Genomic DNA, 13,036 nt, shown 5'->3' on the forward strand with positions numbered 1-13,036 from the left:
CTCCGGGCGGGGCCCCCGCGGGCGCCCGCCCGCCCCCGCCGGAGGGGGGCTTCCCCCTCCGGACCTCCCCCGGGATATTTTTGGCAAGAGGAAGGAAGGGGCCCTGTTGTGACGCATGGTGAGCTGAAACAGGCTTTGGCCGACTGGGGTTATGTCGCCGGTGATGATCTGGCGATGGCGGTGCATCTGGCGCTGACGTTGGGGCGTCCGCTGTTGCTGGAGGGCGCAGCGGGGGTTGGCAAAACCGATATTGCCAGGGTGCTGGCTGAGCTGCGCGACACCCGTTTGATCCGCTTGCAGTGTTACGAGGGGTTGGATGCCTCGCAGGCAATTTATGAATGGAACTATCAGCGGCAATTGCTGACCATCCGGGCCGCAGCAGAGGATGGCCAGACCGGCCTTGCGGTCGAAGAGCGGATTTTCTCTGAGGATTTTCTGCTGCAGCGCCCCTTGTTGCAGGCCATTCGGCAGGAGCAGCCGCCGGTTTTGTTGATCGATGAAATCGACCGCGCCGATGAAGAATTCGAAGCCTATTTGCTGGAGGTGTTGTCCGAGTATCAGATCACGGTGCCGGAGTTGGGCACCATTGAGGCGGTCACGAAGCCCGTGGTGATCCTGACGGCCAATGGCACCCGTGATCTGAGCGATGCGCTGCGGCGTCGGTGTCTTTATGCGCATGTCGATTATCCCGATGCGGCGAGTGAGCTGGCGATCCTGCAGACGCGCTGTCGCGGGATTGATGCGCGATTGGCGCAGCAGATTGTTGGGTTTGTGCAGGCCCTGCGCCGCGAAGATCTGGAAAAGACCCCCGGTATTGCAGAGATGTTGGATTTTGCAGCCGCCCTGATGGGGTTGGGCCTGTCGGATCTGGCAGCGGATCCGGCGATCTTGCAGGCCACGTTGGTGACGCTGTTGAAAACCCAAAGCGATCAGGCGGCAATCCCCACCGAAGTGGCGCAGCGTCTGGCAGGGCGGGCGGCATGAGCCGGATCACCAAATTCACGGCGCGTGATCCGGGGGCCTCTGCGCGTATGGCGGGGTTCATGGCGCATCTGCGCGCCAATGGCCTGCGGATTGGGCCTGCGGAAACGCAAACCGCTCTGGAAGCTCTGAGTGCGATCAACGCAGCTGATCCATCGGCCTGCTGTCTGGCGTTGAAATCGGTCTGCACTGGTACGGCCCAGGATGCGGCGCGGTTTGAGGCGTTGTTTGACAGCTATTGGCGCAATGGCGGGCGCGTGTCCCGCCGGGTGATTCAATCGCCCCAAGTGGACCCAAAGGCGGCGCATCCGTCGGTGCATTCCTCGCGGGAAGTGGAGGGGGCAGAGACCTCGGGTGCGGGACAGCAGCGCGCTCTGCCCGATCAGGGGGGTGAGAATGACAGCGGCAGCGCGGCGGGTGAGGGGCGTTTGATGGCGGTGCGCAGCCAGCAATTGGCACGCAAAGATCTGCGTGATCTGGTGCAAAAAGAGGATATCCTGGCCGCTGAGCGCATTGCCCGTCGGCTTGGTGCTGCGCTGCGGGATCGCCGGTCCCGGCGGCGGCGTCTGGCCCATCGGGGCCGCGGTCTGCATTTTCGCAAGACCATACGCGCCAGCCTGGCCACGGGCGGCGTGCCAGTGCGGTTGTTTCGCAAAAGCCGCCCTGATCGTCCGGTCAAACTGGTCGCGCTTTGTGATGTGTCGGGCTCCATGAGCGACTATGCCCGTGTCTTTCTGGCCTATCTCGCAGGGGTGATGCGCGCGGATCCGACCAGTGATGCCTATGTGTTTCACACCCGTCTGGTCCGCATCACGGATGCGCTGCGCGACAAGGACGCGTTGCGCGCGCTTGGTCGGCTGTCGGTGATGGCTGAGGGGTTTGGCGGCGGGTCGCGCATTGGCGCGTCGCTGGACCATTTTGCCCGCGGCTATGCTCGTCGCTTTGTGGATGGGCGGACCGTGGTGATCATCCTGTCGGATGGGTATGACACCGAGCCCGCTGAGGCCGTGGCATCGGCATTGGCGCGGCTGCGCCGGCGGGGCTGCCGTATCCTGTGGCTCAATCCGATGAAGGGCTGGGACGGTTACGCGCCCATTGCGCAAGCCATGGCTGCGGCGTTGCCGCATCTTGATATGTTTCGTGCTGCCAATCGGTTGGAAGATCTGGCGGCACTCGAACCGGAGTTGGCAGCGCTATGACACCTGCAGAATTGACCGATCTGGATCTGGCCTCCGTCACCACGTCGCTGCGCAGCCGTGGTGCGCCTTTTGCCATCGCGACGGTCACCCGTGCGTCGGGGTTCACGGCTGCGAAACCGGGCGCAAAGGCGGTGTTGTTGGCGGATGGGTCGATTGCCCACGGCTGGGTAGGTGGGGGCTGCGTGCGCAGCGCCCTGGCCAAAGCCGCCCGCGTGGCGCTGCAGGATGGCCAGCCGCAGCTGATTTCCCTGAAACCGCAGGAGGTTCTGGACGCCGAAGGGATCACAGCGGGCACCGATCATGACGGTGTGCGATTTGCCCGCAACGGGTGCCCGTCCAAAGGCTCGTTGGACATATTTCTGGAACCTGTGCTTCCGAAACCTGCGTTGCTGATCTACGGTACGTCTCCGGTGGCCAAAGCGCTGCACCAGCTTGCGGCGGGTTTTGACTGGGCGGTGCAGGTTGCAGATGCTGAGGCCGCGAGCGAAGCAGATAGGACGAGAAACGGGTCAACACATAAGCCAGCGCAGGAAAGGGGGCAGTGCATGATTGTTGTGGCGACACAGGGCAAGGGTGACGCTGACGCCCTGCGTGATGCGCTACAGCAAGGAGCTGCGTTCACGGCCTTTGTCAGCAGCCGGCGGAAGTTTGTGGCGCTGCGCCATAAGCTGGAGCAGGACGGCGTTGATCCGGCCGCTTTGGCAGAGGTGCATGCTCCGGCGGGCCTGGCGATTGATGCGGTCACACCGGAGGAGATTGCCCTGTCGATCCTGGCGCAACTGACACAGGTGCGTCGCTCCAAACAGCGGGCACGGGCAGATCATGTCTGATCGTGCGCCCATCACGCCGACGGTGGCCCCGCGTTCTGATCGCAGTGTTGATCCGCAGTCGCGCAATGTGCCGTCTGCGGCTGCATCCCAAACCGCGCCCGCGCGCCGGGGGCTGATGGCGTCGCTCACCGGCTGGGCGTTGCCGAAAGACCAGGCAGATGTGATCGCGACGATAAAGTTTCCCTGTTGTTGAAAAGGACAAGACAATGGAATTGAACGATGAAATTTTGATCCAGGCCCCCAAGGACAAGGTCTATGCCGCGCTGAATGATCCTGAGGTGCTGCAGGCCTGTATTCCGGGCTGTGAGGAGCTGATCAAACATTCCGATACCGAGCTGGAAGCCAAAGTCGTGTTGAAAGTTGGCCCGGTCAAAGCCCGGTTCAGCGGCACGGTGCAACTGGACACCGCTGGTGCGCCTGATGCGTTTTCGCTGCAGGGACAGGGCAATGGTGGGGCTGCGGGTCACGCCAAGGGCGGCGCGGATGTCACCTTGGTGGAAGATGGGGAACAGACCCGTTTGACCTATACGGCGAAGGCTGAAATCGGTGGCAAGCTGGCGCAGCTGGGCAGCCGTCTGATCCAAAGCACCTCGAAAAAACTGGCGGCGAAATTCTTCAAGAAATTTGCCGAGATCATGGAACCGGCAGAGGCCTGAAGCAGACCTGCTCAGACTGTTTGGGTCAGATCCCGGATGAACAGATCCACCGCATGGCGCAGCACCGCCGTGCGGCGGATGGCCAGATAGAATGTCGACTGCCAGGCCGTATCTGACAGGCGGATTTCGCGCAGCTTGCCACTGGCGACGCGGTTCGCGGCGAAATGGGTCGGCAGCGGCCCAATGTAGTGGCCCGTCTGGATCAGCATCGCCATCGCCTCCATATTGGCAACCACCGCTTTGGGCTCTGGTGAGCCAAGTGCGGGAGAGACCATCATGTCATAAGACCGCTGCGCAAACGCATAGCGGCCGAGGCTTTCGGAGGGGCGCGGCTGATCGGCCTCGTCAAACAACGGATGGCCCGGCGCGCAGTACAGCCGGTGTTCTTCCTTGCACAGCTCGTTATAGCTCAGTTCCGGCACCTGATTGCGAAACGGGGCAATCGCGGCGCTGAGGTCGCCGCTGATCAGCCGTTGCGTCAGGTCGGTGGGGGAGGCCACGACAATTTCCAATCGCACATCGTTGGGCCGCGACAGAAACCGGCTGATCGCCTGAACCAGGCCGAGATCGGGCAGGCTGTCGACGGCATCGACCACACCAATGCGCAAATCACCACTAACGGTGTCGCGCAACTCCATCAGCTCGGCGTCAAAATCGCGGGCGCTGCGCAGAATGTCCCGCGCTTTTTGATAGGCGATTTCGCCCCGCTCCGTCAGGCGAAAGCCACCGCGCCCGCGTTCGCAGACCCGGTAGCCGAGCGAGGTTTCCAGATCTCGAATCCTGAGGCTGATGGCGGATTGGGTGATGCCAAGCGCATATTGCGCATCCGAAAACCCACCACATTCGACCACCGTGACAAAGGTTTCCAACAAAGGGTTGCGCAAGAGTTTCATCGGGTTTCCGGGCCTATCATCAATTTGCATGAGAAAATTTCATGCAAATATGATCAATGCAATATTTAATCATGTAAATTCCCGTGATGAGCTGTCTCCGTTCTGGTCAAAACACACAGGGAGACACCACATGACCAATCGACTGACTTCATGGAAGGCGACCGCTGCAGCGGCGCTTTTGTCCTTTGCGCCGGTGGCGGCGCTGGCGGAAGACTGGAAATTCGCAATCGAAGAAATCCCCGGTTCGATCATGGATTCCTATGCGCAGGAGTTCAAAAAACGGATCGAGGCGGCCACCAATGGCGACGTCACCGTGACCGTGTTCCCGATGGGCACCCTGGGCACACCAACCGAAACGGTCGAGCAGGCGGCAGATGGCGTGATCCAGTTCACCAATGTGTCGATCGGCAATCTCGGCACCATTGTGCCCGAAAGCCAGGTGTTCCTGCTGCCCTATCTGCTGCCCTCTGACGCGGCGCTGATTTCCAAGATCCTCAGCGGGTCGGACACGATCTATCAGGATTTGAACTCCGATTTCCAGAAACGCGGTCTGGAAGTCATGACAATGTATTCGCAGGGCCCGCAGGTCTGGACCACCAATCGCGAAATCCGCTCTCCGGAAGATTTCGAGAACTTCAAAATGCGGGTGATGGTCTCGCCGATCCTGTTGGAAACCTACAAAAACATGGGCGCAAGCCCCACGCCGCTGCCTTTTGGCGAAGTCTTCGGCGCGCTGCAACTGGGCGCGGTGGATGGCCAGGTCAATCCGATCCCCACCATCGAAGAAATGAAGTTCTACGAGGTCACAAGCCATCTGATCTGGGCAGGCGAGCAGGAGTTGGTGACCACTGTTGTGGCCGGATCCGACTGGTTCGAAACTCTGTCGCCCGACCGCCAGCAACTGGTGCGCGACACGATGGCGGGGATGACCGGCTACATCGACGGGGTGGTCAGCGACTTCAATCAGGCGCGGCTGGATATCATCAAAGAAGCCAAGCCTGACATCGGTCTTGTGGTGTTGAGCGAAGAAGAGCGCGCGGTCTTCCGGGCCCGGTCTGGGGATACCGCTGCAGCCTATATCGACACTGCAGGTGAGCGTGGTCAGGACCTGCTGGACGCTCTGAAAGCAGAGCTGGCCGGCAACTGAGCCACGGCGGCCCCGCGGTGCGGCGCGGGGCCAATCTGAGGGAGGATATCATGCAAGCTGACAGACCAGCCCCGTTTGGGTTTTTGCGTCGGATTGATGCCGCCATCGGGCGGGTGGAGGTCTGGATCCTGGGATGGGGGATCATCCTGATGGCGAGCAACACCATCGCTAATGTTCTGGGGCGATATGTGTTCAACCAGTCGATCTACTTTTCCGAGGAATTGAACGAATTTCTGATCGTGCTGGTCACTTTCATGGGGTTGGGCTACGCCACCCGTAAGGGCATTCATATTCGCATGTCCGCGGTTTATGACGCCCTGCCAGTCACCACGCGCAAGGCGATGATGGTGGTGATCGCCACCGCCACAGCGGTGATGATGGCGACGCTGGCCTGGTATGCCTTTGAATATGTGCAGAAAGTGGCAAGCCGCGGCCGGGTCACCCCGGCGCTGCAGGTGCCGTTATATCTGACCTATGTCTGGGTGGTGCTGGGACTGGCGCTGACAGCGTTTCAATATCTGCTGACGGCGCTGCGCAATCTCAACTTTGCAGAGCCCGACATCTACGTGTCCTACCTGGAGGTGGACCGATACGAAGATCCCGAAACAACCGCCGCGTTGCTGCGCCACGGTGAGGACGCTGCTGCGGCAAACCCTGACGGTCACGGCGGGGCCGCCGCCGATGAGAGCAGATCCACAACAACAAGCAAGACAGAGAAAGGGGCGGATCAATGACGGAATTGATGCTGGCGGTCATGATCGTGCTGTTGCTGGCAGGCTTCCCGATGAAAATGCCGCTGATCTCTGCGGCGGTGCTTGGGTTCCTGGTTTATTTCCCGAACATGAACCTGCAGATCCTGGTGCAGCAGATGATCGGCGGGGTGAAACCATCCGCGCTGATTGCGGTTCCGATGTTCATCCTGGCCGCCGATATCATCACCCGGGGTCAGTCCGCCAACCGGCTGATTGATGTGGTGATGAGCTTCATGGGCCACATCAAAGGCGGGCTGGCAATCTCGGTGACATCTGCCTGCGCCCTGTTCGGTGCGGTTTGCGGATCCACACAGGCCACCGTTGTGGCCATTGGCGGCGCGATGCGGCCCCGGATGCTGAAATCCGGCTACAAAGACAGCTTTGCCATTGGTCTGATCGTCAATGCCGCTGATCTGGCATATCTGATCCCGCCCTCAATCGGGATGATCATCTATGGCGTGGTCTCTGGCACCTCGATTTCGCAGCTGTTCATCGCAGGCATTGTGCCGGGGCTGCTGATCGTGGTCCTGTTCTCGGCCTATTGCATGGTCTATGCCCATCGCCACAACATCCCCGTTCTGCCGCGCGAAGGCTGGGGACAGCGCATCACCGCAGTGCGGCGGGCGCTGTGGCCGATGGGTTTTCCTGCGATCATCGTGGGCGGTATTTACGGCGGCGTGTTTTCCCCGACCGAGGCGGCCGCGATCTGCGTGCTCTATGCTGCCATCCTCGAAGTGGTGATCTTCCGCTCGGTGCGGGTGCGTGATCTTTGGGACATTGCGCTGTCCACCGGCGCGATCACCTCGGTGGTCTTCATTCTGATCGCGGCAGGCGCGGCGTTCAGCTGGACGCTGAGCTTTGCGCAGGTGCCGCAGCAGATCATCGCTTCGCTTGGTCTGGAGGATGCGAGTCCGTTGATGGTGCTCTTGGCCGTCAACATCGCCTTTTTTGTGGGCTGCATGTTTGTGGACTCCATCGTGGTGATCCTGATTTTGGTGCCGATTTTTGCCCCGCTGATCAAAGCAGCCGGTCTTGATCCGGTCCTGGTTGGCGTGCTGATCACGCTGCAGGTGGCCATCGGTGCGGCAACGCCGCCATTCGGATGCAACCTGTTCACAGCCATTGCTGTGTTCCGCCGCCCCTTCATCGAAGTGGTGCGCGGGGTGCCGCCCTTCCTCTTCATCTTGTTGTTGGTGACCGGATTGCTTGTCGCCTTCCCACAAATTGCCCTGTTCCTGCCGGAACTGGCCTATCGTTAAAGAAAACGGAGAATCACATGTCAGGACACGGATACGATGCCGGCCGCCTCAACCTGCCCTTTGTTGGCATCGCAACCTTTGGCAAAAAGCCCTATGTCGAGAACTGGGACCAGATTGATGCGGATGTCGCTATTCTTGGCGCGCCTTTTGATTTCGGCTGCCAGTTCCGCTCTGGCGCCCGATTTGGGCCGCGCGCGGTGCGCGAGGCGTCGACCCTATTCAGCTTTGGTCACGCTGGGGCCTATGACCACGAAGATGACGCCACCTATCTGGGCGCAGATGTGCGGATCGTCGATCTGGGCGACGCTGATATCATCCACACCAAGACCGAGGAAAGCCACGCCAACATCGAATATGGCGTGAAGAAGATCCTCGACGCAGGCGCGTTGCCGGTCACCATCGGCGGGGATCATTCGGTCAATATTCCCTGCATCAACGCTTTTGCCGAGGATTGTGCCCAAAACGGGCCCATCCATGTTGTCCAGATTGATGCGCATCTGGATTTTGTGGACGAACGCAAAGGTGTGACGGACGGCCATGGCAACCCGATGCGCCGCGCCATCGAAAAAGACTACGTCTGTGGCATGACGCAGCTGGGCATCCGCAATGTGTCCTCCACCGCAAAAGAGGGCTATATCGACGCGCGCGAACGCGGCTCGGATATCCTGTCGGTGCGTCAGGTGCGCAAGCTGGGCACCGATGCGGTGCTGGACCGGATCCCCGACGGCGCGCGCTACTATGTCACCATCGATATTGATGCCTTCTGCCCGTCCATCGCGCCCGGCACTGGCACGCCGAGCCATGGCGGGTTTCAGTACTACGATGTGCTGGAAATCCTGCAGGGTCTCTCAAAACGCGGCGATGTGGTCGGCATCGATCTGGTGGAGGTCGCACCGGCCTATGATCAGACAGAAAGCACCCAGGTGCTGGCGGCGCAACTTTTGTTGAACTTCATCGGCTTCATTTTCCACAACAAGAGCTGACGGGCAGGGCAGTCTGCGCTGGCTAACTTGGCCAGTGTGGGTCGGCTGTTGTGATGGGCGCGCCGGGTTGCCCAGCGTGATCTACCATGTGCAACGGATCATTCTGGTTGGGCCTTTCTGCACGGCGCTTTCAAGGGAACTCAAAATCAGGCCGCCCGCGGAAACGGGGCGGCCTGTGTTTTTCATGACCGAAGGCAATGCGATCTCAGAAGTCTTCCCACCGCGCGTTGGCGACCATCGGCTCTGATCCTGCGGTGTCATCCGCAGGATCAGAGCCCGCTGTCTGCGCGTGTAGATCCTGCACTGTTGGGTCACCCGATGGCCCTGGCAGGGCAACAGCGCTCGCCTGCGCCAGTGGGGAGGGGTTTGCCGCATCCAACACCGCATCTTCGTCGGTTTTGAAGGCGTTCATCAGATCCACCAGACGCTGGGCATCGGTGCGCAGAAGATGGCTGGCAGCGGTGGTTTCCTCCACCATTGCGGCGTTGTCTTGGGTCACCTTGTCCAGTTGGGACACCCCGATATTGATCTCCCCAAGGGTTGTGGACTGCTCTTCGGAAGATTTGGCGATATCGGTGACCAGACCGGAGATATTGGTGACCCGTTCGACGATCGTCTTCAGCGCCTCGCCGGTCTGTCCGACCAATTCGACCCCTTTGTCCACCTGATGGCTGCTCTTTTGGATCAGGGTCTTGATTTCCAGCGCCGCATCGGACGCCCGTTGCGCCAAGGCCCGCACTTCGCTTGCCACCACGGCGAATCCTTTACCCGCTTCGCCTGCGCGCGCGGCTTCGACCCCTGCGTTTAGCGCCAGAAGGTTGGTTTGGAAGGCAATATCGTCGATCACGCTGATGATCTGCGAGATATGTTTTGACGAGGCTTCGATTTCGGTCATCGCTGCGATGGTTTCGCTCACCACCAGCCCGCTTTGTTCGGCTTCTGCTTTGGCGTTGCTGGCGGCGGTTTCGACGGTGCGCACATTTTCAGTGGCCGAACGCACGCTCACGGTGATCTGTTCCAGCGCTGCGGCCGTTTGCTCCAGGGTGGCGGCCTGGCTTTCGGTGCGGCGGGACAGATCGTCGGCGGCTCCGTTGATTTCCACCGCACCCTGCCGGATGCTGTGAGCTGCGGAGATGACCTGCGAAATCACCTGGTTCAGCCCGCCCATGGCATCATTGATATTGTAGCGCAGTTTGCGATGCTCATAGGGGAAGAACTCGGTGATCGTGTTGCGGAAATCACCCTGGGCCAGGCCCATCAAGGCTTTGCTCAGCAGATCGACGACGCGGGCATTGGCTTTTTGCGTTGCCACTTCGCGTTCTTGGGCGGCGGCGCCTTCTTCCAGTCGGGATTTGAGATCCTCCAGGGTCTGCGCCATGACACCGATTTCGTCATTGCTGTCGGTGCCTTGGACCGTGATGGAGTAGTTCTTTTCAGCGATCTCATGGATGTCGTGGGACAGCGTGATGAACCGACGCGCAATCCAGCGGCCCACGATCCAGGAGGTCAGTGTCAGCGCCAGCGTGGTTGCGATCAGCCCTAATGTGGCAACCAGCTGCAAGAAACGGTTGGCGGCCAGTGCCTCGGCGGCGTCCACCTCCATCACGACGCCCCAGCGGTCGCCCCGGCTGGTCACAAGGGAACTGGTGGCGGCAACAACGGGCTGCCGGTTCAAACCGACCGTGTCAGCAAAATACCCGGTTTCACCGGCCAGCGCGGCTTCGATCTGTGGGGTCATCCGGCCAGAGCTCTGCTTGTCGGCGGCTTGGGTGATGGTGCTTTCGTTGGAGGCCGAAGACGACAGGATTTGCCCGTCCGACCCGGTGAGGATCACTTGGCCGGTTTCGCCCAGCAGGGCGGAATCCGACAGTATTTCCCCGATGACATTGAATGGCACCTGCAACGCCACAACACCGATGCGGCGGCTTCCGTCGAACACGGGTTTGGCCAGGAACAGCGCCGGGGCGCCCCCGCTGGGCGCATAGGGCGCGATTTCAGTCAGATAGAGTTCATCTGCGGGCAGAGCGTTGCTTTTCTTGAACACATCGCCCAGCCCGGAATCCGCATAGGGGCCATCGACGAAATTCATCGCAAAATCGTCTTCTTTGAAGACGGAGTAGACCAGGTTGCCGCGGGCATCGAACAAAAACAGATCGTGATAGCCATGGTTGCGCTGAAAGCTGCGCAGCGCGACGTGATAGCGTTCATGCAATTGGCTCCAGCGGGAACCGTCATAGGCCGCGACCAACTCGTCCTTTTTGCCCGCCGGATGGGGGTTGTCGATGATGTAGAATTCCCGCAGGTGGTCGGCAGCGTTATCGCCCAACCCGTTCCAGGCCATGGTGAATTCATCAATCGCTTCGGTGACGGAGATGTTGGAGGCCAATGAGTTAATGTCATCTTCGATGGTGCCCAACCATCGTTCCAACGCGGTCGCACGTTCCTGCGCGAGGGTGGAATACACTTCTTGATTGCGTTGATTGAGAATATTCGAGAATTGCCAAACCAGTACCAATCCCGCGAGCGAGACAAACAAAACAATGGGAAGGGTGATCGCCAAGGGCAATTTCTTGGAGAGCTTCATATCCCGAACTAACGTCATCGATTTTCTCCGATAAGGACGACTGAAACGTGCAAGGCGCAGGGAGTGCGCACAATCCAAGGTAGAAGAAAAAGGATGAGGGAAGCTTAACACAGCGCGCTTTTGTACAACTTTGGCGCGATTTTAGGGTTTTGATAGCCAAGATAGAGGCTGTTCGAAATATCGATGCCTAAATCAAAAGATGCGATGCATTGCAATATAATTGTTATATATCAGTTATTTAATGCTATTTATGCCCTTGGTGGACCTGAGGTGAGTAGGCGAGTGGCCGCATCCATCGCGGGCCTGAAAAGGTGCGAAAAAAATACCTCTTTATGTTGAAGGCGGCGTTGCTCACCACCCATTCTAAAGGATGCAGTGTACCCAGCAGGGGTGAATTCGGACGCTAGCTTGCGGGCTGGTCATGGCGGCGCAGGGCATCGGCCAATGCGTGGTAGGATGCTTTGGGCGTGCGGGTCAGCGTGTCGAAATCAACATGCACCAGACCAAAGCGTTTTTCATAGCCAAGCGCCCATTCATAATTGTCCAAAAGCGACCATAGGAAATAGCCCTGAACCGGCACGCCCGCCTTGATTGCCCGGCGCAGGGCGTCCAGATGGGCATCGATGAACGCGATCCGCTCGGCATCCTCAACCACGCCGTTGCGCAGGATATCGCCATGGGCCATGCCGTTTTCCGTAACCATCAGCGGCAGGTCACCGGTGTAGGTCTGCGCGGTTCTGGTCAGAAACTGAAACAGCCCGTCGGGATAGATTTCCCAGCCCATCTGGGTCTTGTCCAGCGGGCCATCGACCTCCTCGTAGTGGGGCCAGGCGCCGGTGTCCGGGGCGAGCCGTTTGCGGGTATAATAGTTCAGCCCGCACCAATCGACCGGGGCGGTGATGGTGGCGAAATCATCCTGCCAGCCTGTCGGCAGGTGCGGTTCCAGCCCCTCCAGCGCCAGAGCGGGGTAGCGGCCATGAAACGCCCCGCTGAGGAAGAAGTCGTTGTATATCGCATCATAACGGGCCGCAGCGGCGTGGGCGGCGGGGCTGTCATCGGCGGGATCGGCCCATTCGAGGTTGAACACGGCCCCCAGATTGCGCATGCCAAGACCGCGCATCGTCTGGATCGCGGTGCCATGGGCCAGCATGACGTGATGCATGGCCCGCGCTGTGGCCCGGATGTCGCGCATCCCCGGCGCGTGATGGCCTAGAAAATGCGATAGCCAGCCGACGCACCAGGGTTCGTTGATCGGTGCGGCCGAATACATGCGATCTCCAATCCGCCCCATGATGATTTCGGTGAAGTCGCCGAACCATTTGGCGATATCGCCATTGCGCCACCCGCCGAGATCCGCAAGCGCCTGCGGCAATTCCCAGTGATAGAGAGTGACGCAGGGTTTAAGCCCGCGCGCCAGCATGGCGTCGGTCAAGCGGTCATAGAAATCCAGACCCTCGATGTTGGGAGCGCCGCGCCCCTCTGGCAGGACCCGCGCCCAACTGGTGGAAAAGCGGTAGCAATCGAACCCGGCGGCCTGAACCAGATCCAGATCCGTCTCATATCGGTGATAGTGATCGCATGCGCGGCCACCATGTTCGGCGCGCACCACATTACCCGGTGTGGCGGCAAAACTGTCCCAATGGGTGGGGCCTGCGCCGCCGAAATCGTGACCTTCGATCTGATAAGCGGAGGTTGCGGTGCCAAAGAGGAAATCGTCAGGAAAGTCGCGGCGGTTGTTGCGAAGCATCGGAT

General features: G+C 60.0%; 12 protein-coding genes. 9 read left to right on the forward strand and 3 right to left on the reverse strand.

Features of this window, described 5'->3' with window-relative positions; all coding sequences use genetic code 11:
• Window positions 1–108: 108 nt before the first annotated feature.
• Genes Q0C28_RS09325 through Q0C28_RS09345 form a run of 5 tightly spaced genes read left to right on the forward strand, consistent with a single transcriptional unit; the run spans window position 109 to window position 3,666 of the window.
• Window positions 109–984: a MoxR family ATPase gene (locus Q0C28_RS09325; RefSeq protein WP_293575088.1), complete on the forward strand. Its 876-nt coding sequence runs from the start codon at window positions 109–111 to the stop codon at window positions 982–984.
• Complete coding sequence (locus Q0C28_RS09330) at window positions 981–2,180, forward strand: VWA domain-containing protein (protein ID WP_293575089.1); 1,200 nt, start codon at window positions 981–983, stop codon at window positions 2,178–2,180. Before Q0C28_RS09325 ends, Q0C28_RS09330 begins: the two co-directional genes overlap by 4 nt.
• On the forward strand, window positions 2,177–3,010 hold the full coding sequence (locus Q0C28_RS09335) for an XdhC family protein (RefSeq protein WP_293575090.1): 834 nt from the start codon (window positions 2,177–2,179) through the stop codon (window positions 3,008–3,010). Before Q0C28_RS09330 ends, Q0C28_RS09335 begins: the two co-directional genes overlap by 4 nt.
• Complete coding sequence (locus tag Q0C28_RS09340) at window positions 3,003–3,203, forward strand: hypothetical protein (protein WP_293575092.1); 201 nt, start codon at window positions 3,003–3,005, stop codon at window positions 3,201–3,203. Before Q0C28_RS09335 ends, Q0C28_RS09340 begins: the two co-directional genes overlap by 8 nt.
• Window positions 3,204–3,216: 13 nt before the next feature.
• Window positions 3,217–3,666 (forward strand): carbon monoxide dehydrogenase subunit G, encoded by a 450-nt coding sequence (locus Q0C28_RS09345; RefSeq protein WP_293575094.1) that lies wholly within the window; start codon window positions 3,217–3,219, stop codon window positions 3,664–3,666.
• Between the two features lie 11 nt (window positions 3,667–3,677).
• Here the strand turns inward: Q0C28_RS09345 and Q0C28_RS09350 are convergent, their stop codons facing one another.
• On the reverse strand, window positions 3,678–4,589 hold the full coding sequence (locus tag Q0C28_RS09350) for a LysR family transcriptional regulator (protein WP_293575096.1): 912 nt from the start codon (window positions 4,587–4,589) through the stop codon (window positions 3,678–3,680).
• Between the two features lie 100 nt (window positions 4,590–4,689).
• Between Q0C28_RS09350 and dctP the strand changes: the two genes are divergently transcribed.
• Genes dctP through speB form a run of 4 tightly spaced genes read left to right on the forward strand, consistent with a single transcriptional unit; the run spans window position 4,690 to window position 8,700 of the window.
• Window positions 4,690–5,706, forward strand: coding sequence for a TRAP transporter substrate-binding protein DctP (gene dctP, locus Q0C28_RS09355; RefSeq protein ID WP_293575097.1), 1,017 nt, complete (start codon window positions 4,690–4,692; stop codon window positions 5,704–5,706).
• A gap of 50 nt (window positions 5,707–5,756) precedes the next feature.
• On the forward strand, window positions 5,757–6,440 hold the full coding sequence (locus Q0C28_RS09360; protein WP_293575099.1) for a TRAP transporter small permease: 684 nt from the start codon (window positions 5,757–5,759) through the stop codon (window positions 6,438–6,440).
• Window positions 6,437–7,717 (forward strand): TRAP transporter large permease, encoded by a 1,281-nt coding sequence (locus Q0C28_RS09365; RefSeq protein ID WP_293575101.1) that lies wholly within the window; start codon window positions 6,437–6,439, stop codon window positions 7,715–7,717. Before Q0C28_RS09360 ends, Q0C28_RS09365 begins: the two co-directional genes overlap by 4 nt.
• 17 nt (window positions 7,718–7,734) lie before the next feature.
• Window positions 7,735–8,700, forward strand: a complete 966-nt coding sequence (gene speB / locus Q0C28_RS09370; RefSeq protein WP_293575103.1) for an agmatinase — start codon at window positions 7,735–7,737, stop codon at window positions 8,698–8,700.
• 205 nt (window positions 8,701–8,905) lie between these two features.
• On the opposite strand, the gene Q0C28_RS09375 is transcribed toward speB, so the two are convergent.
• A complete protein-coding gene (locus tag Q0C28_RS09375) occupies window positions 8,906–11,302 on the reverse strand; it encodes a methyl-accepting chemotaxis protein (protein ID WP_293575105.1) in 2,397 nt (798 codons plus the stop codon).
• A gap of 385 nt (window positions 11,303–11,687) precedes the next feature.
• Window positions 11,688–13,031 (reverse strand): GH1 family beta-glucosidase, encoded by a 1,344-nt coding sequence (locus Q0C28_RS09380; RefSeq protein ID WP_293575107.1) that lies wholly within the window; start codon window positions 13,029–13,031, stop codon window positions 11,688–11,690.
• Window positions 13,032–13,036: the final 5 nt, after the last annotated feature.

Origin of the sequence: Phaeobacter sp. (assembly GCF_022825805.1) — a bacterium.
Classification (GTDB): Bacteria; Pseudomonadota; Alphaproteobacteria; order Rhodobacterales; family Rhodobacteraceae; genus Phaeobacter.

Bases quoted from the DNA above. Each gene is read 5' to 3' on its own strand.
- Q0C28_RS09330 (WP_293575089.1), top strand. From the start codon at position 981: ATGAGCCGGATCACCAAATTCACGGCGCGTGATCCGGGGGCCTCTGCG.
- Q0C28_RS09335 (WP_293575090.1), top strand. From the start codon at position 2,177: ATGACACCTGCAGAATTGACCGATCTGGATCTGGCCTCCGTCACCACG.
- Q0C28_RS09340 (WP_293575092.1), top strand. From the start codon at position 3,003: ATGTCTGATCGTGCGCCCATCACGCCGACGGTGGCCCCGCGTTCTGAT.
- Q0C28_RS09345 (WP_293575094.1), top strand. From the start codon at position 3,217: ATGGAATTGAACGATGAAATTTTGATCCAGGCCCCCAAGGACAAGGTC.
- Q0C28_RS09350 (WP_293575096.1), bottom strand. From the start codon at position 4,589: ATGCAAATTGATGATAGGCCCGGAAACCCGATGAAACTCTTGCGCAAC.
- dctP (WP_293575097.1), top strand. From the start codon at position 4,690: ATGACCAATCGACTGACTTCATGGAAGGCGACCGCTGCAGCGGCGCTT.
- Q0C28_RS09360 (WP_293575099.1), top strand. From the start codon at position 5,757: ATGCAAGCTGACAGACCAGCCCCGTTTGGGTTTTTGCGTCGGATTGAT.
- Q0C28_RS09365 (WP_293575101.1), top strand. From the start codon at position 6,437: ATGACGGAATTGATGCTGGCGGTCATGATCGTGCTGTTGCTGGCAGGC.
- speB (WP_293575103.1), top strand. From the start codon at position 7,735: ATGTCAGGACACGGATACGATGCCGGCCGCCTCAACCTGCCCTTTGTT.
- Q0C28_RS09375 (WP_293575105.1), bottom strand. From the start codon at position 11,302: ATGACGTTAGTTCGGGATATGAAGCTCTCCAAGAAATTGCCCTTGGCG.
- Q0C28_RS09380 (WP_293575107.1), bottom strand. From the start codon at position 13,031: ATGCTTCGCAACAACCGCCGCGACTTTCCTGACGATTTCCTCTTTGGC.